Source organism: Saccharothrix variisporea, from assembly GCF_003634995.1.
GTDB lineage: Bacteria > Actinomycetota > Actinomycetes > Mycobacteriales > Pseudonocardiaceae > Actinosynnema > Actinosynnema variisporeum.
Map to the genome: position 1 here is coordinate 5095630 of NZ_RBXR01000001.1, position 23777 is coordinate 5119406.

Below are 23777 nucleotides of genomic sequence, written 5' to 3' on the forward strand. Positions count from 1 at the left end.
GCGTCGGACGGCTGGCCAGGCAAAACGGTCTAGCGCGGACGGCTTTGGACATCAGCGGACACCGATGGCCGGCCTTGAAAGGGGAGACGGCAACCGTCCGGGGGTTCAAATCCCTCCGCTTCCGCGGTTGGAAAAAGGGGTGCCGGCGGTCCTTTGCGGACCGTCGGCACCCCTTTCGCGTGTGCCGGCGAGGGGTGCGGGCGGTCGCGTCCCTCGCCGGTCGCGTCAGGCCGAGCGCCTGCGGGTGTACAGCAGGGTGCCGAAGCCGCCCACCAGGGCCAGCAGGCCTAGTGCGGCCAGGCCGAGCACGCTCGCGCCGGTCTGGGCCAGCGCGCCGCCGGTGGGAGCCGCGTCGCCGCCCGCTGCCGGGGGCTGGACCGGGCTCAGGTCCTCCTCGGGGACGTCCGGGCCGGGGACCAGCGCGATCGTGGCCTCGGACTGGCAGAGCCGGCAGCTGCCCACGGTCAGGATGTGCCGACCGTCGTCGCGGAAGGTCCACGGGCCGTAGACGCGGATCTCGTACGGACCGGCGGGCACGTTCTGGAACAACACCCGGCCTTCCGCGTCGGTGGTGGCCTTCGCCACGACGGCGCCGGTGATCACGTCCTTGAGCCCGATCACCACGCCGGGGAGCATCTCGTCGGGCCGGCCGATCTGGTCGCCGTCTCGGTCGTGGTAGAAGCGGACGCGCAGGTCGGCCGGCGGGGCGGGCACCCTCGCCCAGGCGACGGCCACCGGGTGGCCGTCGGACTGCTCCTCCGGGCCGAAGTCGCAGCCGTAGACCACGGAGCCGTACTGCTCGGTCTCCGGCGAGATGGCGCCGCTGATGGTGAACGTGCGGGACTGCCCGGCCGGCACCGCGACACCAGGCGCCGTCCAGCCGAGTTCGCCGAGGTCGACGTCGCGCAGCTCCGGCCCTTCGCCGCCGCTGCGGTCGCAGAACGCCTTGAGCCCGGCCAGGTCGTCGGTGCCGCTGTTGGTCAGCGTGATCTGGATCTCGGCGCGGTCGCCGACGTTGTAGAGGTCCTTGGTGAAGCGCATGGACGCGGACAGCCGGTCGGTCAGCGGGCGTTCGCCGCGCAGCACCACGTTCGCGGCCGACCCGTTGCCGTCCACCTCGATCTGCGAGTAGGCGGGCGTGATGACCCAGCCGTCCGGCACGTCGGAGACGGAGAGGGAGTAGACCCGCACGGGCAGGTCCGTGAACCGGAACCGGCCCTCGGCGTCGGTCCGGGTCTCGACGCTCTGCCCGGCGGCGTAGAGCCGCACGGCGACATCGGCGAGGCCTTCGCCCGCGTCGGGGGCGCTGTTGCCGTTGCGGTCGCCGTAGACCAGGCCGGCCGCGGTGTCCGTGCCGGAATCCGGTGCGACGAGCGGGATCGACAGGTCGGTGCTGTCCGCCCAGGCGTTGCCGATCCGGACGGTGAACCGCACCAGGGGAACCGCGCCGCTCCACTGCTGGACCTCGCCGTGGACGGTGCGGACCAGCTTCTGGCCGGCGGGCACGGTGGCGCCGGCGCCGGTGGTGGGCCACGTCGCCAGGTCGCCCCACTCGGAGGACTGCACGAAGAAGGACGAGCCGGACGCGGTGTAGGAGTCGGCCTTCACGCCGGTGGCGTCGGCGTCGCCGGTGTTGGTGATGGTCACCTCGACCGGGATCCGCCGGCCGACCAGGTAGGGACCGGTGCCGGTGGTGGCCGTGATGTCGAGCTTCGCCGCCGCGGTGGACGACGGCTGCGGCTCGGAGGATTCCGCGGCGGTCGTCTCGGTGGACGTCGTCGGCGCGGACTCGGTGGTCGGCGCGCCGGTCGTGGTCGACGGGGTCGACTCGGTGGTGGTGGTGGTCGTCGTCGTCCCGGTCTCCGGGTTCTCGGTCTCCTGGGCGACGGCGGTGGCTGTCAGCGTGGCGGTGAGCGTGACGGCTGCCAGGAAAGCCAGAGATCTTCGTGTGGCAACGCGCGCGGAAAGCGCCATCAGTTCCCCCCTCAAGGCTTGGTGGTCGTCGCACGCTAGCCGACCGCGGACCGCGATTCCGCGTGATCGGGGAAACGATCCGGAGACGATGGCCATCTTGCGATCAAGAGCGCGGGGTGCACGCGGTGTGGGAGCGGGAAAGCGTTTGCTCGTGCCGGGACACTCGTGTCGTGGCCGCCGTGGAGTTGGTGGAGTGCCCGTGGAGTTGATGGACGAGTACCTCGACGCGCTCGAGCCGTTCCTGCGGGACCCCGAGATGCGCGAGGGGCAGGCGTACTTCAACGCGCTCGGGGCTGTGTTCTGGCACCTCTGCGACGACGTCCTCGGCACCGACAAGGACCCCCACGGCGTCGATCGGAACCTGCCCGCCTTCCTCGAATGGCTGGAGAAGGCGCTGGAGCGGGAGGCCGTTCGGCGGCGATGGGTGCGCGACGGCGAGATGACCGCCGAGTTCTGGGCGGCCGTGGATGGCCGGAACTGGCGGGACCACGACGTGCCGGGCGCGTTGCGGGCGTTGGCCGGCGGGGCGAGCGATGCGTACCAGCGGGTGGTGGGTTCCGTGGCGCACGACCATTCCGGGACGCCGTACGCGGTGTTGGCGCCTGCCTTGCCGTTCCTGCTCGCCGTGACCACCCAGGTGGAGCGGGCGCGGGACGTGGGGCTGGAGGTGTTGCTCGACGTCCTGTCCTGGGTCGACTGGGAGGGGGAGCCGTTGGACGGTGCGCCGCATCCCGATGCCGTGCTCAGGGGACTTGAGGGGTATTGGGGGTACGTCAAGGCGATGCGCACGGACACTGCGCGGGAACTGGTGTGGCTCATGGAAGAAGGGCCGAACCCGCCCAAGCGGGTCCGGCCCTCCAAGCGGAGCTGACTACTCCGTCGCGTCGTGCGTGTGGTGTTCCTCGTGGTGGTCGTCGAGGGACAGGGTGCGGGCCGCTTCGGCTCGGACGGTCGCGCGGGTGGCGCGGGACGGGACGCCGTTCACGTCCTCCGTGCTGATCGCGTACACCGCGGTCACCCAGGCCAGGGCGTCGGCGTTGCGGTCCAGGGCCACCCGGTCGATGTTGCCCAGGGTGTCACCCGCCTGGTGGTAGTTCGGGTCGTAGGCGACGCCCGCCTTGCCGCCCCACTTCGCCACCTGCGCCTCGGTCTTGAGCACCTCGGCACCGGTGAACAGGCCGCCCGCCGGGATGCCCTGGCGGATGAACTCGCCGTAGTCCGAGCGGCCGGTGAAGTCCGTGCCCTCGACCTGGACCTGCTTCTCCACCGTCAGGTAGTCGACGAACGCCTTCTCGATCTGCGCCGAGCCGTACGGGCCGGGGCCTTCGCCGACGCCGTCGGAGTTGTCGCCGTCGTAGACGAAGTAGCCCGCGTTCGGCGAGGCGATCATGTCGAAGTTCAGGTACAGCGCGATGTCCAGCTGCTGCTCGAACGTCAGCGACTTCACGTACGCGGTCGAGCCGAGCAGGCCGAGCTCCTCCGCGCCCCACCAGCCGAAGCGGACCGCGTTGCGCACCTTCGGGGAACCGCCCAGCTTCAGCGCGGTCTCCAGCAGGCCCGCCGAGCCGGAGCCGTTGTCGTTGATGCCGGGGCCCGCCTGGACGCTGTCGAGGTGGGCGCCGGCGAACACGACGTTGTCGGTGCGACCGGTCTTGGTCTGGGCGATCACGTTGCGGGACACGCGGTCCTCGGAGTGGTAGCGCAGGTCCACCGTGACCGGCTGGCCGGCGGAGGCCACCAGCGCGGTGCCGTCGGCCTTGGACACGCCACCGGTCGGGACCACGCCCGGCGAACCGAGCGTCACGCCGGACAGCTTGCCGTCGACGTTGTTCGAGATGATCACGGCGACGGCGCCCGCGGCGGCGGCGTTGCGGTGCTTGAGGTCGAACGTGCACCCGCCGCGGCGGATCAGGGCGACGGCCCCGGTGAAGTCCTGGCCCGCGAAGTCGGTCGCCTCGCAGCCCGTCGAGCCGTCCTCGGGCACGACGCGCAGCGGCCCGGTCACGCCGCCCACCGGGGTCTGGGGCGAGAAGTTCAGCGGGATGTTCTCGTAGGTGGTGGTGCCCACCTTCGCCGTCGCCGCGTCGGTCACCTGCACCTGGTAGGTGAACTCGGGCGTGGTGACGTCGAAGCCCGCGCCGCGCAGCTTGCCCACGACGTACTCGACGCTCGCCTCGTAGCCGGGCGTGCCGGCCGCGCGGGTGCCCGCGTTGCGGTCGGCGATGCGCTGGAGGGCGATCAGGTGGCGGTTGACCCCGTCCACCGTGACGCTCTTCGTGAGCTTCTGGGCCAGCGCCGGGCCGTCCAGGGCGGTCGCCGCGGGTGCCGCGTCGACGGCCGGGGCCGCTGCGAAGGCGAGGGACGCGGACGCCGCGGCGATCGCCGCGCGACGCATCCGGGTTCTAGCTGACATGATCGAGTTTCCCCTTCACTCGGATGCCGAACCCTCACCCGGTCACGTGCCGAAAGCAATCCGTCACTCGGCGGGTTCTCAGCCCGTGAGCAGCCACCGGCACTGGGTGACGCCGGTCACGCCCAGCTCCCAGTCGGGCCGGACGAGGTCGTCGCGGTCCAGGACGAGCCGGGTCTGCTCGGCCCGCGCACCCCGGCGGACCTGCACGAGGGTGCCGTCGGGCCGGTAGCCGAGCTTGCGGCTGACGGCCAGCGACGCCGGGTTGTCCACGAACGCGCTGGACCGGGCCGTGCGGGCGCCGAGGTGGTCGAACGCGAACAGCAGCACGGCGGCCCGCATCTCCGTGCCCAGGCCGGCGCCCTGGTGGCGGAGCCCCAGGTAGGAGCCGGTGGACACCTCGCCGGTGATCGGGAAGTCGTGCCCGACCAGGGTCTGCTCGCCGATCACCCGGCCGTCGCGGCGCACCAGGAAGTTGACCGCCCACCGGCCCGGCCGCTGCTCGGCGCGCACCGACCAGTGGTACCGCAGCACGTCGGTCCCGAGCCGATCGCGCGGCGCGTCGGTCCACTCGACGCCGAAGGGCATCTCGTCGGGCGGGTGGATGCCGTCCAGGACGACGTCGACGAGTTCCAGCAGGCCCTCGTCGTCGTCCGGGCGCAGTTCGAGGCGGGGGGTGCGCAGCACCAGGTGCCGGTAGGGCCAGGGGTCCATGCCGGTGGATGGTGGCGGGCGCGGCGGCGTCAGGGCCACCGGATTACGTTGTGGACCATGCACGCGATCACCATTCGTGAACCCGGCGGGCCGGACGTCCTGGAGTGGGCGGAGGTCCCGGACCCCGTCGCGGGACCGGGCGAGGTGCTGCTGGACGTCGCCGCCACCGCGGTCAACCGGGCGGACCTGCTCCAGCGGCAGGGCCACTACCCGCCGCCGCCGGGCGCGTCGGAGGTCCTGGGCCTGGAGTGCTCGGGCACGGTCGCCGCGCTCGGCGAGGGCGTCACCGGGTGGGCCGTGGGCGACCGGGTGTGCGCGCTGCTCGCCGGCGGCGGGTACGGGTCGCGGGTCGCCGTGCCGGCCGCCCAGCTGCTGCCGCTGCCCGAGGGCGTGGACCTGGTGACGGCGGCCTCGCTGCCCGAGGTGGCGTGCACGGTGTGGTCGAACGTCGTCATGCTCGGGCGCCTGGCCGAGGGTGAGACGTTCCTGGTGCACGGCGGTGCGGGCGGCATCGGCACGCACGCGATCCAGGTCGCGAAGGCCCTGGGCGCGAAGGTCGCCGTGACGGCCGGGTCCGACGAGCGGCTGGAGCGGTGCCGCGAGCTCGGCGCGGACATCACCGTGAACTACAAGACCCAGGACTTCGTGTCCGAGGTCAAGGCCGACGTCATCCTGGACAACATGGGCGCCGCCTACCTGGACCGCAACGTCGACGCGCTCAACCCCGACGGCCGGATCGTCGTCATCGGCATGCAGGGCGGGGTGAAGGGCGAGCTGAACCTGGGCAAGCTGCTGGCCAAGCGCGCGTCGATCTCCGCCACCGGGCTGCGCTTCCGGCCGGTCGACGGGCCGCAGGGCAAGGGCCGGATCGTCGCGGACGTCCGCGACCGGCTGTGGCCGCTGATCGCGTCCGGGCAGGTCAAGCCGGTGGTGGACCGGGTGCTGCCGATCCGCGAGGCCGCCGACGCCCACCGCGCGCTGGAGGGCGGCAGCGTGTTCGGCAAGGTCGTGCTGGAGTTCTAGCGCGGCCGGCTCACTCCAGGGCGACGCCGGTGGCGAGGAAGGTGCGCGGGGTGGTCCGGAAGCGCAGGGCGAACTCCTCCGCCCAGCGCACCAGCACGGTCTGCTCGTCGGGCCGCTCCGCGTCGTCCACCAGGACCGCCGCGCCCGGCGCGAGGACGCCCCGGAACACCGGGAGCGCCGGGTAGCGGGCGTCACCGAGCAGGGGGCCGTCCACCAGGAGCAGGTCCACCAGGCCGTACCGCTCGACGAACGCCGACACCTCGTCGTGCACCAGCCGCGGGTGGTACCAGTGGGCGCTGCCCAGGGCGGCCGGGTGCGGGGTCAGCGGGGCCTGCACCACGCGGGCCACGTGGCCCAGGCCCTCCCGGCGCAGCTGGCTGGCCACGAAAGCCGCGGTGCGCTCGTCGTGCTCGATGGACAGCAGGTGCCCGAAACCGCGCCGTGCGAGTAAGCGGGCCAGGAGGACCGAGGACGCGCCGCACCCGCACTCGACCAGCACCGTCCGCGACCCCAGGAGCACCTCGTCCACCACCGCCGCCAAGGCGGCCGGGCGCAGCTCGTGCGGGGTGGTGGGCAGGTACTCGCTCATCAGCGGGGCGAGGCGGTGCAGTGCGGCGAGGTCGGCGAGTTCCCGGGACAGAGCGTCGTCCACCACACCTCCGGCTACCCCAGCTCGGCGACCGCCCGCACGAGTTCGTCCACCTCGACCGCGTTCGTGTAGTGCGCGAGGCCCACGCGGATCGCTCCGCCGACCTCGCCCACCCCCAGGACCGAGAACACGCCGTGCTGCCCGGAGTCCGCGAACGCGCAGACACCGCGCTCGGCCAGGTGCTCGACGCCCTCGGTCGACTTCACGCCGGCCACCGTGAACGCCAGCGCCGGGACCCGGCGCATGGCGTCGCCGATCACCATGACGTGACGGAGCGATCGCAGTTCGTTGATGAGATTAGCCAGAAGACCCGCCTGGTACGCCTTCACCGAGGACAACGAGGTGAGCACGCGCTCCCGGCGCGGACCCACGGCGGCGTCGTCCAGACCGGCCAGGTACTCGACGGACGCCACCAGACCGGCCAGCAGCGGGTAGGCGTGCGGGCCCAGCTCCAACCGTTCGGGACCCCGCGCGCCGGGCTCGACCGCGACCGAGGGCAGCAGGTCCAGCCGGGACGGGTCGCGGAACACCAGCGCGCCCACCGGCGGGCCGCCCCAGGCGTTGGCGGAGACCGCGACCACGTCGGCGTCCATCGACGTGATGTCCAGCGGCACGAACGGCGCGGCGGCGGAGGCGTCCACCACGACCAAGGCGTCCGTGCGGCGGGCGGCCTGGGCGATCTTGGCCAGGTCCGGGCGCGAGCCCACCGACCCGGAGGCGGCGGTCACCGCGACCAGCTTGCACTTGTCGGTGACCAGCTCGTCGTACTGCCAGGCGGGCAGCTCGCACGTCTCGATGTCCACCTCCGCCCACCGCACCACGCTGCCGGTGCGCTGGGCGGCCCGCTGCCAGGGCGCGATGTTCGACGGGTGGTCCAGCCGGGAGACCACGACCTCGTCGCCGAGGAACCAGCCCTCGGACAACGCGTCGGCCAGCCGCTGGAGCAGCACGGCCGAGCTCGGCCCCAGCACCACGCCGGCGGGGTCCGCCCCGACCAGGTCGGCGACGGCCCGCCGAGCCGCGTCCACGATGGCCTCGGCGCGTTGGGACGCGGGGAAGATGCCGCCCGGTCCGGAGACCGGTGCGCGCAGCGCGGTGGAGACGGCCGTGGCCACCTGCTCGGGGACCTGCATCCCCGCGGGCGCGTCCAGATGAACCCAGCCGTCGCCGAGCGCGGGGAACAGCCCACGGACTCGTGCGACGTCGAACGCCATGCCCGCGAGACTATTGGATTGCCGGGGGTGCGATGAACGGGCGGGTAGAAGGTGCCGTCCCGAGGCGCGCGATGATAGAGCCCATGACAGACGCAGCGGACAGCGAGCGGCACGTGGTGGTGGTCGGGCCGGACGGGACCCCGGTGGGGGCCGCGCGGGTGCCCGCCGGCGAGGACGGTGGCCAGGACGTCACCGACCTGGTCGAACAGCCGGCCAAGGTGATGCGGATCGGCACGATGATCAAGCAGCTGCTGGAGGAGGTGCGCGCCGCACCCCTGGACGAGGCCAGCCGCCAGCGGCTCAAGGAGATCCACAAGCGGTCCATCGACGAGCTGGAGGACGGGCTCGCGCCCGAGCTGCGCGACGAGCTGGAGCGGCTGTCGCTGCCGTTCACCGAGGACGGCACCCCCTCCGACGCGGAGCTGCGCATCGCCCAGGCCCAGCTCGTGGGGTGGCTGGAAGGCCTGTTCCACGGCATCCAGACGGCCCTGTTCGCCCAGCAGATGGCCGCCCGCGTGCAGCTGGAGCAGATGCGCGGGCGGGCGCTGCCGGCGGGACCGTCGGCCGAGGCGCCCGAGGGCGGGCACGTGCGCGGCGGCCAGTACCTGTAGCGGCGATCGGGTAACGGCCCTGGACACGCGTGTGGCGTTACCCGAACGTGTGCAGCGTCTCAAGACGTCGAAGTGAGGAGAACGGACGTGCTCGACCGAGTACGCCACCACCCGGCCCTCGAGGAGCTGCGCAAGAGGCTCCGCGGCAAGGTCCTGCGTGCGATCGACGACGTCGTGGGCCCGTACCACCGGGCCCACGGCGAGCAACTCGAACGCCTCCAGCGGGAGCTCGCCGAGCTGCGCGACGAGGTGCGGCACCAGGCGGGCCGGATCACCGAGGAGACCCGCCGGTTCGAGATCCGCGCCCGCCGCGACCTCGTGTTCGCGGGCGAGCGCGAGGCGGCGACCGACAGCGCGCGGTTCGTGCGCGACCACATGGTGTCCGCGCCGCACTTCGAGCACCCGCACGCCACGCTGGAGCACGCGCTGGGCCTGGTCGAGGTGGAGGGCCTGACGCTGGAGTTCGGCGTCTTCGCGGGCACCACGCTGAAGATCATCGCCGCCGCGCGGGGCGGGGAGGGGGTCTACGGCTTCGACTCGTTCGAGGGCCTGCCCGAGCACTGGCGCAGCGGGTTCCCGGCCGGGATGTTCAACGTCGACGACCTGCCCGACGTGCCGGGCGCCGAGCTGGTCGTCGGCTGGTTCGACGAGACCCTGCCCGGTTTCCTCGCCGAGCACGAGGGCCCGGTGTCGTTCCTCCACGTCGACTGCGACCTGTACTCGTCCACCAAGACCGTGCTGGACCTGGTCGGACCGCGGCTGGTGCCGGGCAGCGTCGTGGTGTTCGACGAGTACTTCAACTTCCCCGGCTGGCGTGAGCACGAGCACAAGGCCTGGTCGGAGTACGTGGAGCGGACCGGGACCGAGTTCAGCTACGAGGGATACACCTACGACCACGAACAGGTGATCGTGAAGATCACCGGCGTGCCGGACCCCCGTCCGGCGTCGGTGACCGCACCGTGACAGCCCGGCGGCAGGTCGGCCTCCCTGCCGCCGGTAGTCTCAACACTCGTGCAACACACGAGTACGGTCGACCGACCTGTCGTTCCCCCCGCACCCGACTCCCGCACGTTCGCGCGGGCGATCGGGGACGTGCGCGACGCGTGGCGGCAGCGCGAGCTGTGGGGCCACCTCGGCTGGCAGGACATCAAGCAGCGCTACCGGCGGTCCGTGATCGGGCCCCTGTGGATCACGATCTCCATGGGCACCACGGCCCTGGCGCTGGGCCTGCTGTACTCGACGCTGCTCGGCCAGGAGCTGCCGACCTTCCTGCCCTACGTCACGGTCGGCTTCATCGTCTGGAACTTCATCCTCGGCGTGGTCACGGAGGGCACCGAGGTCTTCATCGCCAACGAAGGCCTCATCAAGCACCTGCCCGCGCCGATGACCGTGCACGTGTTGCGCATGGTGTGGCGCCAGGTGCTGTTCTTCGCGCACAACCTGGTCGTCTACATCGTGGTGCTGGCGGTGTTCTTCCCCGCCCTGACCAGCGAGTACCAGATGGAGGGCGACGTCGTCACCCACCCGGGCATCTCCTGGTCGGTCCTGCTGGCCATCCCGGCGTTCCTGCTGCTCGTGGTCAACGCGGTCTGGGTGGCGGTCGTGTTCGGCATCATCAGCACCCGGTTCCGCGACATCCCGCCGGTGATCCACAGCTTCATCAACCTGATCTTCTTCATGACGCCGATCGTGTGGCACGTGGGTGTGCTCAACAAGTTCGACGGCGACACCAGCTGGAAGATCCTGATCGCCGAGTTCAACCCCCTGTACCACTTCCTGGAGATCGTGCGCGCCCCGCTGCTCGGCCAGGTGCAGGACTGGCACCACTGGGTGGTCGTGGGCGCGTTCACCGTCGTCGGCTGGGCACTGGCGCTGGTCGCGCTGCGCAACTACCGTGCCCGCGTCTCCTACTGGGTCTGAGTGAGGCCGTCAACCATGGTCAGCATCGACGTCTGGAACGCCTCGGTGGACTTCCCGATCTTCGACGCCAAGTCGAGGTCGCTGAAGAAGCTCGCCCTGGGCAAGGTCGGCGGCAAGATCGGCTCGGAGGGCCGCGTCCCGATCATCGAGGCACTGCACGACATCAACATCTCGCTGCGGCACGGCGACCGCGTGGGCCTGGTCGGCCACAACGGCGCGGGCAAGTCGACCCTGCTGCGCCTGCTCGCGGGCATCTACGAGCCGACCCGCGGTAGCTCCCGCATCCAGGGCAAGATCGCCCCCGTGTTCGACCTCGGCGTCGGCATGGACCCGGAGATCTCCGGCTACGAGAACATCATGATCCGGGGCCTGTTCCTCGGCATGACCCGCAAGGAGATGGAGAAGCGGGTCGACGACATCGCCGAGTTCACCGAGCTGGGCGACTACCTGTCGATGCCGCTGCGCACGTACTCCACCGGTATGCGGGTCCGCCTCGCGCTGGGCGTCGTGACCTCGATCGACCCGGAGATCCTGCTGCTGGACGAGGGCATCGGCGCGGTGGACGCGGCGTTCCTGTCGAAGGCCCGCGACCGGCTCAACGACCTGGTCAAGCGGTCCGGCATCCTGGTGTTCGCGAACCACTCCGACGACATGCTCGTGGAGCTGTGCAACACCGCGATCTGGATGGACGAGGGCCGCGTGAAGATGCACGGCTCGTTGCGCGAGGTCGTGAAGTCCTACAAGGGCCGCGACCCCTACGAACACCTCAGCCCCGAGACGCTGGAACGGATCGGCCAGTCTCCGGTGCTGAGCGGGAACGGTGGCGAGTAGGACCATGAGCAGCGCATTGCCGAAGGGTTCCGTGGTCGGGGTCGTGGTGACCCGGCACCGCCGCGAGCTGCTCGCGCAGTCGCTGAAGGTCCTGGCCGCCCAGACCAGACCGCTCGACCACCTGGTGGTCGTGGACAACGGCCCCGACCAGCCGGTCGAGGACCTGGTCGAGCAGTGCCCGATCCCGACCACCTACCTGGCGTCGCACCGCAACCTCGGCGGCGCCGGCGGGTTCGCCCTGGGCATGCTGCACGCCCTCTCGCTGGGCGCGGACTGGCTGTGGCTGGCCGACGACGACGGCCGCCCGGCCGACGACCGCGTCCTGGAAGTCCTGCTGGAGGAGGCGGACCGGCGCAAGCTCGCCGCCGTCTCCCCGGTGGTGTCCAACATCGAGCACCCGGACAAGCTCGCGTTCCCGCTGCGCCGGGGCCTGACCTGGAAGCGGCGCACCGCCGACCTGGGCGTGGACTTCCTGCCCGGCATCGCGTCGCTGTTCAACGGCGCGCTGTTCCGGGCGTCCACGGTCGACGTCATCGGCGTCCCCGACTACCGCCTGTTCTTCCGCGGCGACGAGGTCGAGATCCACCGCCGCCTGGTCCGCACCGGCCTGCCCTTCGGCACGTCGCTCAGGGTCGCCTACCTGCACCCGGACGGCTCCGACGAGTTCAAGCCGATGCTCGGCGGCCGGTTCCACGCGCAGGACCCGGAGAACCCGGTCAAGCGCTACTACACCTACCGCAACCGCGGCTACCTGCTGTCCCAGCCCGGCATGCGCAAGCTCGGGATGCTCGAGTTCTTCCGGTTCGGCCTGTACTTCGTGGGCGTGCGAAAGGACCCGAAGGCGTTCTTCGAGTGGGTCCGCCTGGTCCGCCAGGGCCGGCAGGAGAAGTTCTTCCGCAAGTAGCCCGTCCGCCGGCGGCGGAATCGCTGCCGGCGAACCCACCTTGCCCACCGGTGACCGCCCTGGTGCGCTGGGCGCATGCCTTCTGAAGCGCGTAAGAACGCGTCCCTCGTCCTGCACCTTGCCGCCAACCCGAACCCCATCTCGATCCAGGTCGACCCGGACACCGCCGACGACCTGGCCCCGCGCCTGATCCAGGTGGTCCGCAACGGCCACACCCAGTCCATCCGCACCGCCGACGGCAAGGACTTCGTGGTCAACTTCAGCCACGTGGTTGTCGCCCACTTCGCCTAGCCACCCCAGGCCCTTCGGCGAAGCCGGCGAGCGGGCAGTCCACCGAGAGGACACAGCGCAACCCGGGCTTCTTGCTTTTGTCATCCCCGTATGGCCTGCCCGAAGGGCTACCACATTTTTCAGGGGTTGCCGCCGAAAATTTTTGCGAGGAACGAGCCAAAATTTTTAGCGGCAACCCCTGAAAAATGTGGTCGGCTTGTCCAGGCCATGCGGGGATGACAAAAGCAAGAAGCCCCCCGCAGTTGGGTCATCCTTGGTGGTCTGCCCGCCGGCGAGGCGCTTTTGAGCTTTGACCTGCAACGCTCCGCTCTCCGGAAGCTCGAACGCGCTCCGCTCTCCACAAGCTCGAACAAGCGAAAGGCACCGCCGTGAGAGCGGTGCCTTTCGGGTTTGAGCCGGGACTCAGTTCTCGAAGACCTTGCGCCACGACTCGACGGACGTCAGCTCCGGCAGCGCGTCCCGGTACACCTGCTTCAACCGCGGCCACTCCTGCCCCAGCCGCCGGTAGTTGCGGACCGCCCGCGCCATCAGCTTGCGGAACTCCTTCGGGTCGCGCTTGCGGAACGCCACGCCGCTGCCGTCCGCGTTGGAGACCGTCGCGCTGTCGAGGTTGCCCAGCAGGAACCAGCGGGCGTTCGTGGCCGGCACGTTGATCTGCGGTCGTTGCGTGGTCGACGCCTCGGGGGCGCGGAGGTTGTGCACGAGCGCCTTCGCCGCCTCCGCCGCGATGGTCGCGGGGTTGGTGGGCGGCTTGAGCATGGCTTCCGCGCGCACCATGTCGAACGTCGGCGGCGGGAACTCGCGGGCCGAGGGCAGGACCTGGGCGTCCGGGTACGTCCGGCGCAGGGCCTGGATCTCCGGCAGTGCCGTGCGCAGCGAGTCGAACAGGCGGGACGGGCCCGCCATGAAGTCCTCCAGCGCCTTCTGCTGCACCGCGACGGTCGAGTACTCCATCGACAGCAGGTGGCGCAGGGTCAGCTTCATGCCCTGCTTGACCAGCGTCGACCGGATGTCGTACGGGCTGTGCAGGGCCGCCATCACCAGCCGGTTGCGGGTGTGGAAGTACGCCTGCCAGTCCGTCGCGTCGTTCTTGTCGGTCCACGGCATGTGCCACACCGCCGAACCCGGCAGCGAGACGGTCGGGAACCCGTTCTCCAGCGCCCGCAGCGAGTACTCGGCGTCGTCCCACTTGATGAACAGCGGCAGCGGGTAGCCGGTGCGCTGCACGACCTCGCGCGGGAACAGGCACATCCACCAGCCGTTGTAGGTGGCGTTGATGCGCAGGTGCAGTTCCTCGGTCTCGCGCAGCGACTCCTCGCCGAAGTCGTGGTCGGTGACCGCGCCGGGCGCGGGCCGCCAGTAGCCCGAGGCCAGGTCCACGACCTCGCCCATGCTGTGCAGCCGGGCGCGTGCCTGGAGGTTGAGCATGTGGCTGCCGACGATGACCGGCTGCGCCGCCGCGCGGGCGAACGCGTTGGAGCGCAGGACCGCGTCCGGCTCCAGGCGGATGTCGTCGTCCATGAGCATGATCTGCTCGACGTCGGTGTGCTCGATCGCCTCGTACAGGCCGCGGGTGAAGCCGCCGGACCCGCCCAGGTTGTCCTGCTCGATGACCTCCAGCTTGTCGCCGAGCAGCTTCACCGCCTCGGCGTAGCCCTCGGTGTCGCGAACCTTCACCGCGCCCTGGTCGGCGACGAAGACCTTCTGCACCACGTCCAGCACGGCCGGGTCCTCGCCCAGCGCGCGCAGCGCGATGACGGCGTCCACCGGGCGCATGGTGGTCATGCCGATGGCGACCCGCTGCGGCGGCAGGTCGAGGTCCGTGGTCCAGGCCGCCTCGCCGATCTCCAGCGCGGAGTCGTCGGTGAACACGTCGAACCAGATCCAGCCGCCGTCCTCGAACGGCTTGAGCCCGACCCGGAACTCCACGTCCTGCCAGTCACCGGTCGCCCGGATCGGCCGCCCGTCCAGGTGGATGGGGTCGCCGTTGGGCTTGGAGCGGTAGACGTCGAGGCGCCCCGAGCCGCGCACGCGCAGCCGCAGCACGACCTCGTCCACCACCGTCCACCGCTTCCAGTAGGAGGCGGGGAACGCGTTGAAGTAGGAGGCGAACGACACCTTGGCCGACGCCGGCACGGTCACCGACCGGCGCGACGACACGTGCGAGTGCACGTTCTCCGGCTCGTCCAGGTACAGCGGGCGGACGTCCAGCGGGTCCTCGTCCCGCGGCAGGATGATCCGCTGGAGCACCTTGCCCGGGTCGATACCGCCACTGGAGCTGTGCTCGGTCACGTGCATTCCTCCGGCGAACCCCTCTGACGTGGTTCGAGTCGCGTGCGGACGACCACCTCGGCGGGCGGCCCGTGTCCTTGTTGGTGGTAAAACGACCATACAGCGTCGCCGGGAATCGGCGACGCGGCGTGGTCCGCGGGGAGCGGTCAGTCCAGGCTGCCGTCGAGCGGCGCGCCCTCGGTCAGGTGCGGGGCGATCTTGTTGTCGAACGCGGTCAGCGCCGCACCGATCGCCATGTGCATGTCGAGGTACTTGTAGGTGCCCAGCCGGCCGCCGAACAGGACGTTGCGCTCGGCCGCCTCGCGCTTGGCCAGCTCGCGGTAGCGCTCCAGCTTGCTGCGGTCGTCGGCCGTGTTGATCGGGTAGTACGGCTCGTCGTCCTCCTTGGCGAACCGGGAGAACTCGCGCACGATGACCGTCTTGTCGGTCGGGTACTCGCGCTCGGGGTGGAAGTGCCGGAACTCGTGGATGCGGGTGAACGGCACGTCCGCGTCGTTGTAGTTCATCACCGGGGTGCCCTGGAAGTCGCCGGTCGGCAGCACCTCCTGCTCGAAGTCCAGGGTGCGCCAGCCCAGCCGGCCCTCGGAGTAGTCGAAGTACCGGTCCACGGGGCCGGTGTAGACGACCGGGGTGCCCTCGGGGATCTCGTCCTTGACGTCGAAGAAGTCGACGTTGAGGCGGACCTCGATGTTCGGGTGGTCGGCCATGTTCTCCAACCACGCCGTGTAGCCGTCCTTGGGGAGGCCCTCGTACGTGTCGTTGAAGTACCGGTTGTCGAACGTGTACCGGACGGGGAGCCGGCTGATGACCGCGGCGGGCAGTTCCTTGGGGTCGGTCTGCCACTGCTTCGCGGTGTAGTCGCGCACGAACGCCTCGTAGAGGGGGCGGCCGATCAGCGAGATCGCCTTCTCCTCCAGGTTCGTCGCGTCCTTGGAGTCGATCTCGGACGCCTGCTCGGCGACCCACGCGCGGGCCTCGTCGGGCGAGAGGTAGCGGCCGAGAAACTGGGTGATCAGGCCCAGGCCCATCGGGAACTGGTAGGCCACGCCCTTGTGCATCGCGAAGACCCGGTGCTGGTACCCGGTGAACTCGGTGAACTGGTTGACGTAGTCCCACACCCGCTTGTTGGAGGTGTGGAACAGGTGCGCCCCGTACCGGTGCACCTCGATCCCGGTCTCCGGCTCCGCCTCGGAGTAGGCGTTGCCACCGATGTGCTCGCGCCGTTCGAGCACCAGCACGCGCTTGTCCAACTGGCTGGCGGCACGCTCGGCGACGGTCAGGCCGTAGAAGCCGGAACCGACCACGATCAGGTCATATCCTGCGAAGCTCACGGCACCTGAGGGTACGGCAGTGACCGGGCGTGACACTTCCCACCCCCGCCACCCGGACGTGGATCTACCGCGACGCTTCCCGGGTGGCCGCGAGTCCCCGGACCTCGTCCTCGGCGCGCGCCACGCGGGCGGACAGCTCCCGCTTGGCGTCGTCCAGCTCGCACCGCAGCAACGCGATCTCCTCCACCGTGGTGCGGACCTCCTCCTCCAAGTGGCCCACCTCGCTGCTGAGCTGGAGCACCACGAACAGCAGCACCACGGCCGCGCCCGCGAACAGGAAGTTCGCCGGCAGCTGGACCCCGGTGAGCCCCGCGAGCCACGTCGGCAGGCCCGGCACCGCGCCGAGCAGCACGACGCCGACCCCGACCACCAGCCACATGCCGGCGTACTTCTCGCGCAGCTTGCGCCGCCGCATCATCTCGACGACGACCACCAGCACCAGCACGGCCAGCAAGACCACGAACAACCGCCACTGCGGCATGGGACCGACCTCCTAGGCGGATTTGGCGGGCTTGCCGCGCATGAGGGCCAACAGGAGCGCGAGCGCCGCCCGCACCAGGTACACCGCCGACTTCACCGGGGACGTGCTCGGCGTGCCGGTGGTGCGCATGCGCATCGCGACCGGCACCTGCCGGACCCGCAGACCGGCGCGCACCGCCATGACCAGCGACTCCAGCGTGTCACCGAGGTACTCGGCCGGGTAGTGCCGGGCGAACAGCTCGACGGCGCGGGGACCGGCCGCCTTGAAGCCGGACGTGACGTCGGTGAGCTTCGTCCCGGCGATCCAGGACAGCACGACCGAGAAGACCTTCATGGCCCAGCGGCGCGGGCCGCGGGCCTTGTAGTCGCCCTTGCCGGCGAACCGCGCGCCGATGACCAGATCGGCCTCGGCGAGCTCGCGCAGCAGGTCGGGCACTTCGGCGGGGTTGTGCTGGCCGTCGGCGTCGACCTGCACGACGATGTCGTAGCCGTGCCGCACCGCGTACCGGAAGCCGGTGCGCATGGCGCCGCCGACACCGAGGTTGACCGCGAGCCGGGCCACCTGGGCGCCCGCCTCGCGCGCCCGCGCGGAGGTGGCGTCGGTGGACCCGTCGTCCACGACGAGGACCGCCGCCTCGGGCAGCTCGGCCACCACCTCGGCGACGATCTTGTCGATGTTGTGTTCTTCGTTCAGCGCCGGGAGTACGACCAGCACTCGACGCAGGTCGACCGAGTCAGACACGGCAGGGAGCCTAGTCGCCGGGGGCGGGTCGGCTCACCACCAGGGCCAGCGCGACCGCCGCGCCGACCGTGGGGGCGAGCACGAGGCCGAGCACGGCCCGGTCGACGGCGGCACCGGGCACGAGCAGCAGCACGAGCGCGCTGGTCGCGGCCACCACGAACCAGACGGTGAGCACCCGGTTGGCCTGGGCGCGGGCCAGCAGCACGGCGGCCAGCAGCAGGGTCACGCCGAGCAGCACCGAGGACCACGCCAGCCCCGCCACGGCGGCGGGCCCGACGACGTAGTCCGGCCCGTACACCAGCCGCACCGCCCACGGCCCGAGCAGCCAGCCGACCGCGGCGCCCGCGGCGGCCACGGCCAGCGCGACCACCGAGCCCTTGACCAGCAGCGCGCGCAGCCTGCGGCGGCCTTCGGCGTCCCGGGACAGCCGCACGACGACCGGCACCGCCATGGTCTGCACCGGCGAGAGCAGCAGCAGCGGGAACCGGGCCACCACGACGGTCGCGAACAACGCGCCCAGCGCGGGGTCGTCGCCCTGCCCGACCAGCAGGTTCACCATCGCCGGGTAGCCGGTGAGCACGGATGCGGTGAGCGCCGCGCCGAGCATCAGCACCAGCACCCGGCGCACGACCACCGGCCACGGGTCCCCCTCGGCGCGGCGGTCGAGCAGCCGGAGACCGGGCGCGGCGAACAGCAGCCACACGAACGACCCGCAGGCCACCGCGACCGCGAACGGGACCACGCCGGTCAGGCCCGCCACGACGAGCGCGGCGACGACGAGGACGCGCGCGAGCGCCTCGGCGACCACGATCCCGCCGTACGGGCGGACCCGGTCGTGCCCGATGAGCAGCCCGCGCAACGCCACCTGCACGGCGAACCCGAGACCGCCGGCGAGGGCCACGACGCCGAGCCACCGGTCACCGGAGAAGAGGCGGTCGCCGACGACGGGCACCAGGGTCACCAGGCCCGCGACCAGCACGGCGGCAGCGCCCACGAGCGCGGTGCGCACCGCCTGCCCGCCGGTGGGCCTGCCGTCCAGGGCCGCGTGCGCGGACAGCCGCGAGATCTCCTGCTCGATCGGCGCGACCGCCGCGCCGAACCCGAACACCACGCCCCAGAAGCCGCTGAACACGGTGAACTCGGCCGGGCTGAGCAGCCGGGCGCACACGATCTGCAGCAGGGTGCCCAGCCCGGTGGCGAGGAGCAGGGCGACGCCGACCGTGCCCAGCGAGCGCCCCAGGCCGCGCACCGGCGCGGTCACTTGCCCCAGCGCTTGCGCAGCGCCAGCACGAGCCCGCGCACGACGCCCGCGCCGAAGCAGGACGCGAACAGCGGCAGCAGCCGGGCCACCGCGAACGCCTGCCGCGGCGAGCCGCCGCACCGGCGCACCACGACCCCCGCCGCCGCCGAACCGGCCCCGACCAGGGCCAACGCGAGCTTCGGCCGGCGCAGGAGCAGCCCGAAGGTCACGGCGCTCACCGCCGCCGCGCCGAACGCGGCGTTGCGCACCGGTCCGGGCGAGTCGAGGTAGCCGTCGACGAAGGTGCTGCCCCGGAAGTAGGCGTGCCGCGTGAACTTCTCCAGCGAGTCGCGGCTGTGGTAGAGCCCGTGGAAGCCCGGCGACAGGAAGATCGGCCCCTGCTCGGCGATGTGCCGCAGCATGCGGGTGTCGTCGCTGGCCAGGCGCACGTCGTCGTAGAGGGAGGAGAACGACGTGGCCGCCTTCTCCAGCAGGTCGCGGGGCGCGAGGAACAGGCCGGTGCCCTTGGGGTACAGGTCGAAGTCCTCGGCCGTGAACGACGTGAGCTTGGGGTCGGCCATGTACCGCCGCCACCCTACGGCGACCAGGCCGGACATGAACGCGCCGTACGGGTTGTCGGGGTTGTCGGCCTCGACGTGCCCGTTCCACACCCGGCGCTCGGGGTGCTCGGCGAGCTGGTCGCGCAGGTAGACCAGCGAGTCGGCGCCGAGCAGCACGCGGCTGTCGACCAGCAGGACCAGTTCGCCGGTCGCCCGCTGGATGCCCGCGAACCGGGCCGCGAACCGGCCGCTGTTGGGCTGGCTCACCACGGTCACGTCCAGCTCGGCGAGCCGCGCGGGCGTGGCGTCGGTGCTGCCGTCGTCGACCACGATGATCTCGGCGTCCCACCCGGCGTTGCCCAGCGCGGTGCGCAGGGCGCCCACCGAGCGGCCGATCCACTCGGGCTCGTTGTACACCGGGATGACAATGCTGAGGCTGGGGACGCTGGTCCGGCTCGTCACGTCCCCAGTATCCAGCTCACCCGCCGGCCGCCCGGCGTCAGGGTGTGGTGGCCGCGTCCAGGTCCAGCTCGTACACCGAGACCGTCCCGGAGGTGAACCCGAGGGTCAGGCCGGGGAGCCCGTCCAGGTTCGCGAACCCGGGCGCCAGCGCGAACGACGGGCCGCCCACCCAGTTGTTCGGCGACACCCCGGACCCGATGCCGGGTGCGACGGTGTCCACGTAGAGCCAGTGGACGTCGAGGTCGCGCAGCATCTTCCGGATCGCCGGGTCCTGCGGGTAGGTGTTGAAGCGGGCCATCAGCTCGTAGGTGTAGGGCGCGAGCGGGGTGCCCAGCGAGTGGGTGTTGACGACCGGGATGCCCTTCTCCACGTACAGGAAGGTCGAGCCGTCGTTCGCGGAGTTGAGCACCCGCTGGCCCGGCTTGACCCGCTCGGCGAGCCACGCGATGGCCTTCTCGTCGTCCGCGCCGACCCGCGTGAAGTGGGAGCGCGCGTACCGGGTGGCCAGGTAGTCGGCCTCGACGTCGGAGTACTTCACGCCGGGCAGCAGCAGGTACAGCAGGCCCGCGACCACCGCGACCGCCACCGTCGCCCACCGGACGCGGGCGCGCGCGAAGGGCGCGAGGCGGGACAGCCACAGCGCGACGCCGCACGCCGTCAGCACCACGCCCAGACCGGCCAGGACGGGCACGAACAGCGACAGGTGCGACCAGATGCGCAGGTGGGCGTTGTAGAACAGGCCGGACAGCTTCGCCTCCGGGCCGACGCCGGGGCTGGTCGCGAACGCCACCTCGATCACCAGCCACGCGAGCCACGCGGTCAGCGCGCCCAGGCCGCGGCGGGTGACCAGCACCGCGCCCACGCCCAGCAGCGCCGCCGCGACGGCGGCGAACTGCGGGTAGCCCGCGTTGGCCGGCACCCAGCCGGCGTAGACCAGGCCGAGCGCGTTGCCGAGCGCGGCGCTGAACGGCTGCGGCCCGATGTCCGCCCCGAACTGCTGCGGACCGCCGCTGACGGTGAGCACCTGCGCCAGCACCGGCAGGCCGACCACGAGGGCGACGGCACCCGCGCCCACCAGCCGCGGCACGTCCCGCAGGACCCGGCGGGGACCGCCGCGCACCAGCAGCTCGCCGACCAGCCAGGCCGCGAAGCTCACGCCGACGGACGCGGCGGCGGTCGGGTGCACGGCCAGGATGCCCGCGCACCCCACGCCGAGCGGCACGATCGGCAGCCACCCGCGGCGGGGCAGGCTCAGCAGTGCCGCCAGCACACCGGGGACGAGGACCAGGGCGGAGGCGTTGGCGAGGATGCCGCCCTCGTGCATGAGCGAGAACACCGGCCGGTACAGGCCGGCCGCGACCACCGCCGCGACACCGCCCGCGAGGCTCGCCACCGACCGGCTCGACCGGCCCCGGCGGGCGGCCACGTAGGTGAGGGCGGCGACCGACGCCGACCAGGCGAAGGCCAGCACGACGACCGTGGTCGCGTTGAGCGCCAGGACCGTGTTGCCCAGCAGCACCGCGGTCACGGCGGCGAGCAGGTGCACGCCCGAGGGGTAGTAGGCCACGCCGCTGCCGGTCATGACGTCGGCGGGCATCAGCTGCCACGGTGCGCCGTTGCCGCTGCGCTGGATGTACGCGGTCAGCATGTGGTGGATGATCAGGTCGTGCTCCTGGCCGACCGTGGCGAGCGACTCGCCGAGGCCGCCGAACCAGGACCGCGCGCCCAGCGCCATCCCGCCGAGCAGCAGCAGGCCGCCCGCGACCTGGCCGACCCACCCGACGGCCGGGGTGCGCCCACCCGGGCGCTCGTCCGCGCCACGCCGGCGCCGCAGCGCCACCACGACGCCCACGGCCAGCAACAACGCCGTGACCACGCCGAGCGACACCGGCCCGAAGCGGAGACCGACCACGGCGCACGCCGACGCGGTCAGCGTCGCGACGCCCACGGACGCCGGCACCGAGAGACCCACGAACCACGCCCGCGCGCGGATCCCGAACGCGAACAGCAACGACGCGCCGGGCAGGACGGCGACGACGAGCGCCACTCCCAGCGCCACCAGGTCGGACAGGGTCACCGGCTCACCCGGTGGTTCGGATCGTGGTTCATCCCGCCCTCGGTGGTTGGAAGTGGCGCGCCGGGCGCGATGCTAACCCGGTGGTCCTCCAAGGATCGTTTCGCGCACGTGACCTCCCGGTGAAACCGTGGGTCAGGAGCTCGCGGTCCCGTCGGGCAGCACCTCGTAGACGACCGCGCCGGGGTTCTGGAAGACCTTCCGCAGGTGCCGCACCGAGTCCAGGTCGACCATGCCGTCGGACCGCTTCCCCTTGCGCTGCACCAGGCCCTCGCCGTAGAGGACGTACCGGACGTGCAGCCGTTCGACGGTCTCCCGCACCTTCGGGTCGGTGTCGAGCTTGTTGAGGTTCTGCTCCAGCCACCAGCCGTCGCTGTTCTCCGGCAGGCCGTAGTAGGTGTAGTTCAGCGGGGTGACGCCGTAGAGCGGGTACATCCACACGCCGCCGTCGCGCACGTCGTTGGCCACGACCTCGCCCGGCTGGACCCGTTCGCCCAGCCACCGGTACGCCGCGACCTCGTCCTGGCTCACCACGTCGCCCCCGCCCAGGTGCCAGGCCAGGCGGGACCGGTTCGTGGCCAGGTTGCCGCCGCTGCCCGCGAACATGACCGCGACGAGCACGACCGCCGTCGCGACCGGCAGCGCCGCGGGTGCCCACGGCCGGTTCAGCCGAGAACCGGCCAACGCGGCGACCCGCGTGCCCAGGAAGTGCGCCAGCTCGCCGATCGCGACCGCGCCCAGCAGCGGGTACAGGGCGGCGATGCGCCACGCGTCGTTGTAGAACGGGCCGGTCAGCACCGACAGGAACGGCAGGACCTTCGCCGCCGCCGACACGAACATCAGCACGAACACCGCCCACGCGGCGACCACCCACACCAGGCGGCGGCGCAACAGCAGGACGACCGTGCCGGCCAGCGCGGCGAACCCGGTCCACCAGAACGGCGTCGGGTCGGCGGCCGAGAACACCAGGGCCTGCCGCAGCGCCGGGAACGGCTTGAACAGCTCCGGCCACTCGGCGCCGGTGATACCGCCGACGTTGGACAGCGCGGGCAGCACCACGGGCACCGCGAACAGCACGGCGAGCACGGCGGTGAGCAGCAGCGGGAAGCGGGCCGCCCGCCAGTCCACCCGCTCCAGCCGGACCAGCAGCGCCACCAGCAGCATCACGCCGTAGATCGCCAGCACGAACGCCAGGCTGGTGTGCAGGCCCACCAGACCCGCGGTGGTGAGGGCAAGGGCGACGGGCGCGCCGATGCCCCGACGACCGTCCAGGACCTCGCGCAGCAGCGCCAGCGCGGCGGGGACGAGCGCGAGACCGGCCACGTACGGCCACAACGGGCCGCGCCACAGCAGGTCGTACGGGAACGGGCCGAACCACGTCGACACCAACGCGGCCACCGCGACGCCCAGCGGCGGCAGCCGCCACGCCAGGCCGAACGCGGCGATCCCCAGCGGCCAGGCGACCAGCGCCGCCATCACGCCGTAGTTGAGCAGGGCGGCCATGTCGACCCACCCGGTGTCGAACACGGTCGCGAGCAGCGAGTGGTAGGTGTTCGGGTAGAAGTAGCCGGCCTTGCCGGGCGTGTTGGCCAGCACCGCGAGGTCGGCGGGCGACAGGTTGCCGACCTCGGCGATCCGCCGGACCGCGCCGCCGTGGTACGGGGCGTCCCAGTCCTGGCTGACCGACTGCACGGTGGTGATGCCGCGCATGTAGGTGAACAGCGCCCACCCCGCGCCCAGCGCCACCCCCACGCCGACCAGCACGTGCTCCCGCGTGGTCGGCCGCTCGGCCTCCACCTCGGCGGCCTGCGGCGCGCGCCGGTGCACCAACCACGTCGCCACGGCGGCCAGGGCCACCAGGAGCGCCGCCCACCCCAACGCGGTCGGGATCGTCCACTTCACCCCGACCCTCGGCAGCACGACGACGGCAAGCGCGACCATGCCGAAGGTCAGCGCGGGCGCCGCCGCGGCCAACGTCCAACCACGCAGCCGCAACGCGAGACCCAGCGCGAGACCGGGCACCCAGAAGGCCAACAGGACCAGGGCGATCATCTT

At 71.8% G+C, this 23777-nt stretch carries 21 protein-coding genes; 8 read left to right on the forward strand and 13 right to left on the reverse strand.

Annotation, left to right across the window (positions count from 1 at the left end):
* Positions 1-225: 225 nt before the first annotated feature.
* A complete protein-coding gene (locus tag DFJ66_RS22905) occupies positions 226-1974 on the reverse strand; it encodes an SdrD B-like domain-containing protein (protein WP_121223692.1) in 1749 nt (582 codons plus the stop codon).
* Between the two features lie 199 nt (positions 1975-2173).
* On the opposite strand from DFJ66_RS22905, the gene DFJ66_RS22910 reads away from it, so the two are divergent.
* Positions 2174-2845 carry a hypothetical protein gene (locus tag DFJ66_RS22910; RefSeq protein ID WP_121223693.1) on the forward strand — a complete coding sequence of 224 codons (672 nt, stop codon included), beginning with the start codon at positions 2174-2176 and terminating at the stop codon, positions 2843-2845.
* Here the strand turns inward: DFJ66_RS22910 and DFJ66_RS22915 are convergent, their stop codons facing one another.
* Together DFJ66_RS22915 and DFJ66_RS22920 are read right to left on the reverse strand one after the other, a co-directional pair.
* On the reverse strand, positions 2846-4387 hold the full coding sequence (locus tag DFJ66_RS22915; RefSeq protein ID WP_121223694.1) for a M28 family metallopeptidase: 1542 nt from the start codon (positions 4385-4387) through the stop codon (positions 2846-2848).
* A 78-nt stretch (positions 4388-4465) separates the two neighbouring features.
* Positions 4466-5098, reverse strand: coding sequence for a GNAT family N-acetyltransferase (locus tag DFJ66_RS22920; protein ID WP_121231597.1), 633 nt, complete (start codon positions 5096-5098; stop codon positions 4466-4468).
* Positions 5099-5155: 57 nt separating this feature from the next.
* Between DFJ66_RS22920 and DFJ66_RS22925 the strand changes: the two genes are divergently transcribed.
* Positions 5156-6121 carry an NAD(P)H-quinone oxidoreductase gene (locus tag DFJ66_RS22925; RefSeq protein ID WP_121223695.1) on the forward strand — a complete coding sequence of 322 codons (966 nt, stop codon included), beginning with the start codon at positions 5156-5158 and terminating at the stop codon, positions 6119-6121.
* Positions 6122-6131: 10 nt separating this feature from the next.
* Here the strand turns inward: DFJ66_RS22925 and DFJ66_RS22930 are convergent, their stop codons facing one another.
* Together DFJ66_RS22930 and DFJ66_RS22935 are read right to left on the reverse strand one after the other, a co-directional pair.
* Positions 6132-6773 (reverse strand): class I SAM-dependent methyltransferase, encoded by a 642-nt coding sequence (locus DFJ66_RS22930; protein WP_246029863.1) that lies wholly within the window; start codon positions 6771-6773, stop codon positions 6132-6134.
* A gap of 11 nt (positions 6774-6784) precedes the next feature.
* Positions 6785-7984 carry a cysteine desulfurase-like protein gene (locus tag DFJ66_RS22935; protein ID WP_121223697.1) on the reverse strand — a complete coding sequence of 400 codons (1200 nt, stop codon included), beginning with the start codon at positions 7982-7984 and terminating at the stop codon, positions 6785-6787.
* Positions 7985-8067: 83 nt separating this feature from the next.
* Between DFJ66_RS22935 and DFJ66_RS22940 the strand changes: the two genes are divergently transcribed.
* From DFJ66_RS22940 to DFJ66_RS22965, 6 genes are all read left to right on the forward strand, one after another.
* Positions 8068-8595, forward strand: a complete 528-nt coding sequence (locus DFJ66_RS22940) for a bacterial proteasome activator family protein (RefSeq protein ID WP_121223698.1) — start codon at positions 8068-8070, stop codon at positions 8593-8595.
* 87 nt (positions 8596-8682) lie between these two features.
* On the forward strand, positions 8683-9558 hold the full coding sequence (locus DFJ66_RS22945) for a class I SAM-dependent methyltransferase (RefSeq protein WP_121223699.1): 876 nt from the start codon (positions 8683-8685) through the stop codon (positions 9556-9558).
* Between the two features lie 48 nt (positions 9559-9606).
* Positions 9607-10515: a galactan export ABC transporter permease subunit Wzm/RfbD gene (gene wzm / locus DFJ66_RS22950; protein ID WP_121223700.1), complete on the forward strand. Its 909-nt coding sequence runs from the start codon at positions 9607-9609 to the stop codon at positions 10513-10515.
* Positions 10516-10530: 15 nt separating this feature from the next.
* Positions 10531-11346, forward strand: a complete 816-nt coding sequence (gene wzt, locus DFJ66_RS22955) for a galactan export ABC transporter ATP-binding subunit Wzt/RfbE (RefSeq protein ID WP_121223701.1) — start codon at positions 10531-10533, stop codon at positions 11344-11346.
* 4 nt (positions 11347-11350) lie between these two features.
* Positions 11351-12250 carry a galactofuranosyltransferase GlfT1 gene (glfT1, locus tag DFJ66_RS22960; protein ID WP_121223702.1) on the forward strand — a complete coding sequence of 300 codons (900 nt, stop codon included), beginning with the start codon at positions 11351-11353 and terminating at the stop codon, positions 12248-12250.
* Positions 12251-12325: 75 nt separating this feature from the next.
* Positions 12326-12541, forward strand: coding sequence for a hypothetical protein (locus DFJ66_RS22965; protein ID WP_121223703.1), 216 nt, complete (start codon positions 12326-12328; stop codon positions 12539-12541).
* Between the two features lie 402 nt (positions 12542-12943).
* Here the strand turns inward: DFJ66_RS22965 and DFJ66_RS22970 are convergent, their stop codons facing one another.
* The 8 genes from DFJ66_RS22970 to DFJ66_RS23005 form a co-directional block, all read right to left on the reverse strand.
* Positions 12944-14839 carry a glycosyltransferase gene (locus DFJ66_RS22970; protein ID WP_121223704.1) on the reverse strand — a complete coding sequence of 632 codons (1896 nt, stop codon included), beginning with the start codon at positions 14837-14839 and terminating at the stop codon, positions 12944-12946.
* Positions 14840-14979: 140 nt separating this feature from the next.
* Positions 14980-16164 carry a UDP-galactopyranose mutase gene (gene glf / locus DFJ66_RS22975; protein WP_121223705.1) on the reverse strand — a complete coding sequence of 395 codons (1185 nt, stop codon included), beginning with the start codon at positions 16162-16164 and terminating at the stop codon, positions 14980-14982.
* 64 nt (positions 16165-16228) lie between these two features.
* A complete protein-coding gene (locus DFJ66_RS22980) occupies positions 16229-16645 on the reverse strand; it encodes a DUF2304 domain-containing protein (protein WP_121223706.1) in 417 nt (138 codons plus the stop codon).
* A gap of 12 nt (positions 16646-16657) precedes the next feature.
* Positions 16658-17386, reverse strand: coding sequence for a glycosyltransferase family 2 protein (locus DFJ66_RS22985; RefSeq protein ID WP_246029865.1), 729 nt, complete (start codon positions 17384-17386; stop codon positions 16658-16660).
* Positions 17387-17396: 10 nt separating this feature from the next.
* Positions 17397-18647 (reverse strand): polysaccharide biosynthesis protein, encoded by a 1251-nt coding sequence (locus tag DFJ66_RS22990; RefSeq protein WP_246029866.1) that lies wholly within the window; start codon positions 18645-18647, stop codon positions 17397-17399.
* Positions 18644-19648 carry a glycosyltransferase family 2 protein gene (locus DFJ66_RS22995; protein ID WP_121223708.1) on the reverse strand — a complete coding sequence of 335 codons (1005 nt, stop codon included), beginning with the start codon at positions 19646-19648 and terminating at the stop codon, positions 18644-18646. The genes DFJ66_RS22990 and DFJ66_RS22995 overlap by 4 nt, the downstream gene beginning before the upstream one ends.
* Before the next feature lie 37 nt (positions 19649-19685).
* Positions 19686-21725 carry a DUF6541 family protein gene (locus DFJ66_RS23000; protein ID WP_121223709.1) on the reverse strand — a complete coding sequence of 680 codons (2040 nt, stop codon included), beginning with the start codon at positions 21723-21725 and terminating at the stop codon, positions 19686-19688.
* A gap of 132 nt (positions 21726-21857) precedes the next feature.
* Positions 21858-23774 (reverse strand): DUF6541 family protein, encoded by a 1917-nt coding sequence (locus DFJ66_RS23005; RefSeq protein ID WP_121223710.1) that lies wholly within the window; start codon positions 23772-23774, stop codon positions 21858-21860.
* Positions 23775-23777 lie beyond the last annotated feature (3 nt).

Bases quoted from the DNA above. Each gene is read 5' to 3' on its own strand.
- wzt (WP_121223701.1), top strand. From the start codon at position 10,531: ATGGTCAGCATCGACGTCTGGAACGCCTCGGTGGACTTCCCGATCTTC.
- glfT1 (WP_121223702.1), top strand. From the start codon at position 11,351: ATGAGCAGCGCATTGCCGAAGGGTTCCGTGGTCGGGGTCGTGGTGACC.
- DFJ66_RS22980 (WP_121223706.1), bottom strand. From the start codon at position 16,645: ATGCCGCAGTGGCGGTTGTTCGTGGTCTTGCTGGCCGTGCTGGTGCTG.
- DFJ66_RS23005 (WP_121223710.1), bottom strand. From the start codon at position 23,774: ATGATCGCCCTGGTCCTGTTGGCCTTCTGGGTGCCCGGTCTCGCGCTG.
- DFJ66_RS22905 (WP_121223692.1), bottom strand. From the start codon at position 1,974: ATGGCGCTTTCCGCGCGCGTTGCCACACGAAGATCTCTGGCTTTCCTG.
- DFJ66_RS22935 (WP_121223697.1), bottom strand. From the start codon at position 7,984: ATGGCGTTCGACGTCGCACGAGTCCGTGGGCTGTTCCCCGCGCTCGGC.
- DFJ66_RS22970 (WP_121223704.1), bottom strand. From the start codon at position 14,839: ATGCACGTGACCGAGCACAGCTCCAGTGGCGGTATCGACCCGGGCAAG.
- DFJ66_RS22925 (WP_121223695.1), top strand. From the start codon at position 5,156: ATGCACGCGATCACCATTCGTGAACCCGGCGGGCCGGACGTCCTGGAG.
- DFJ66_RS22920 (WP_121231597.1), bottom strand. From the start codon at position 5,098: ATGGACCCCTGGCCCTACCGGCACCTGGTGCTGCGCACCCCCCGCCTC.
- DFJ66_RS22915 (WP_121223694.1), bottom strand. From the start codon at position 4,387: ATGTCAGCTAGAACCCGGATGCGTCGCGCGGCGATCGCCGCGGCGTCC.
- DFJ66_RS22940 (WP_121223698.1), top strand. From the start codon at position 8,068: ATGACAGACGCAGCGGACAGCGAGCGGCACGTGGTGGTGGTCGGGCCG.
- DFJ66_RS22965 (WP_121223703.1), top strand. From the start codon at position 12,326: ATGCCTTCTGAAGCGCGTAAGAACGCGTCCCTCGTCCTGCACCTTGCC.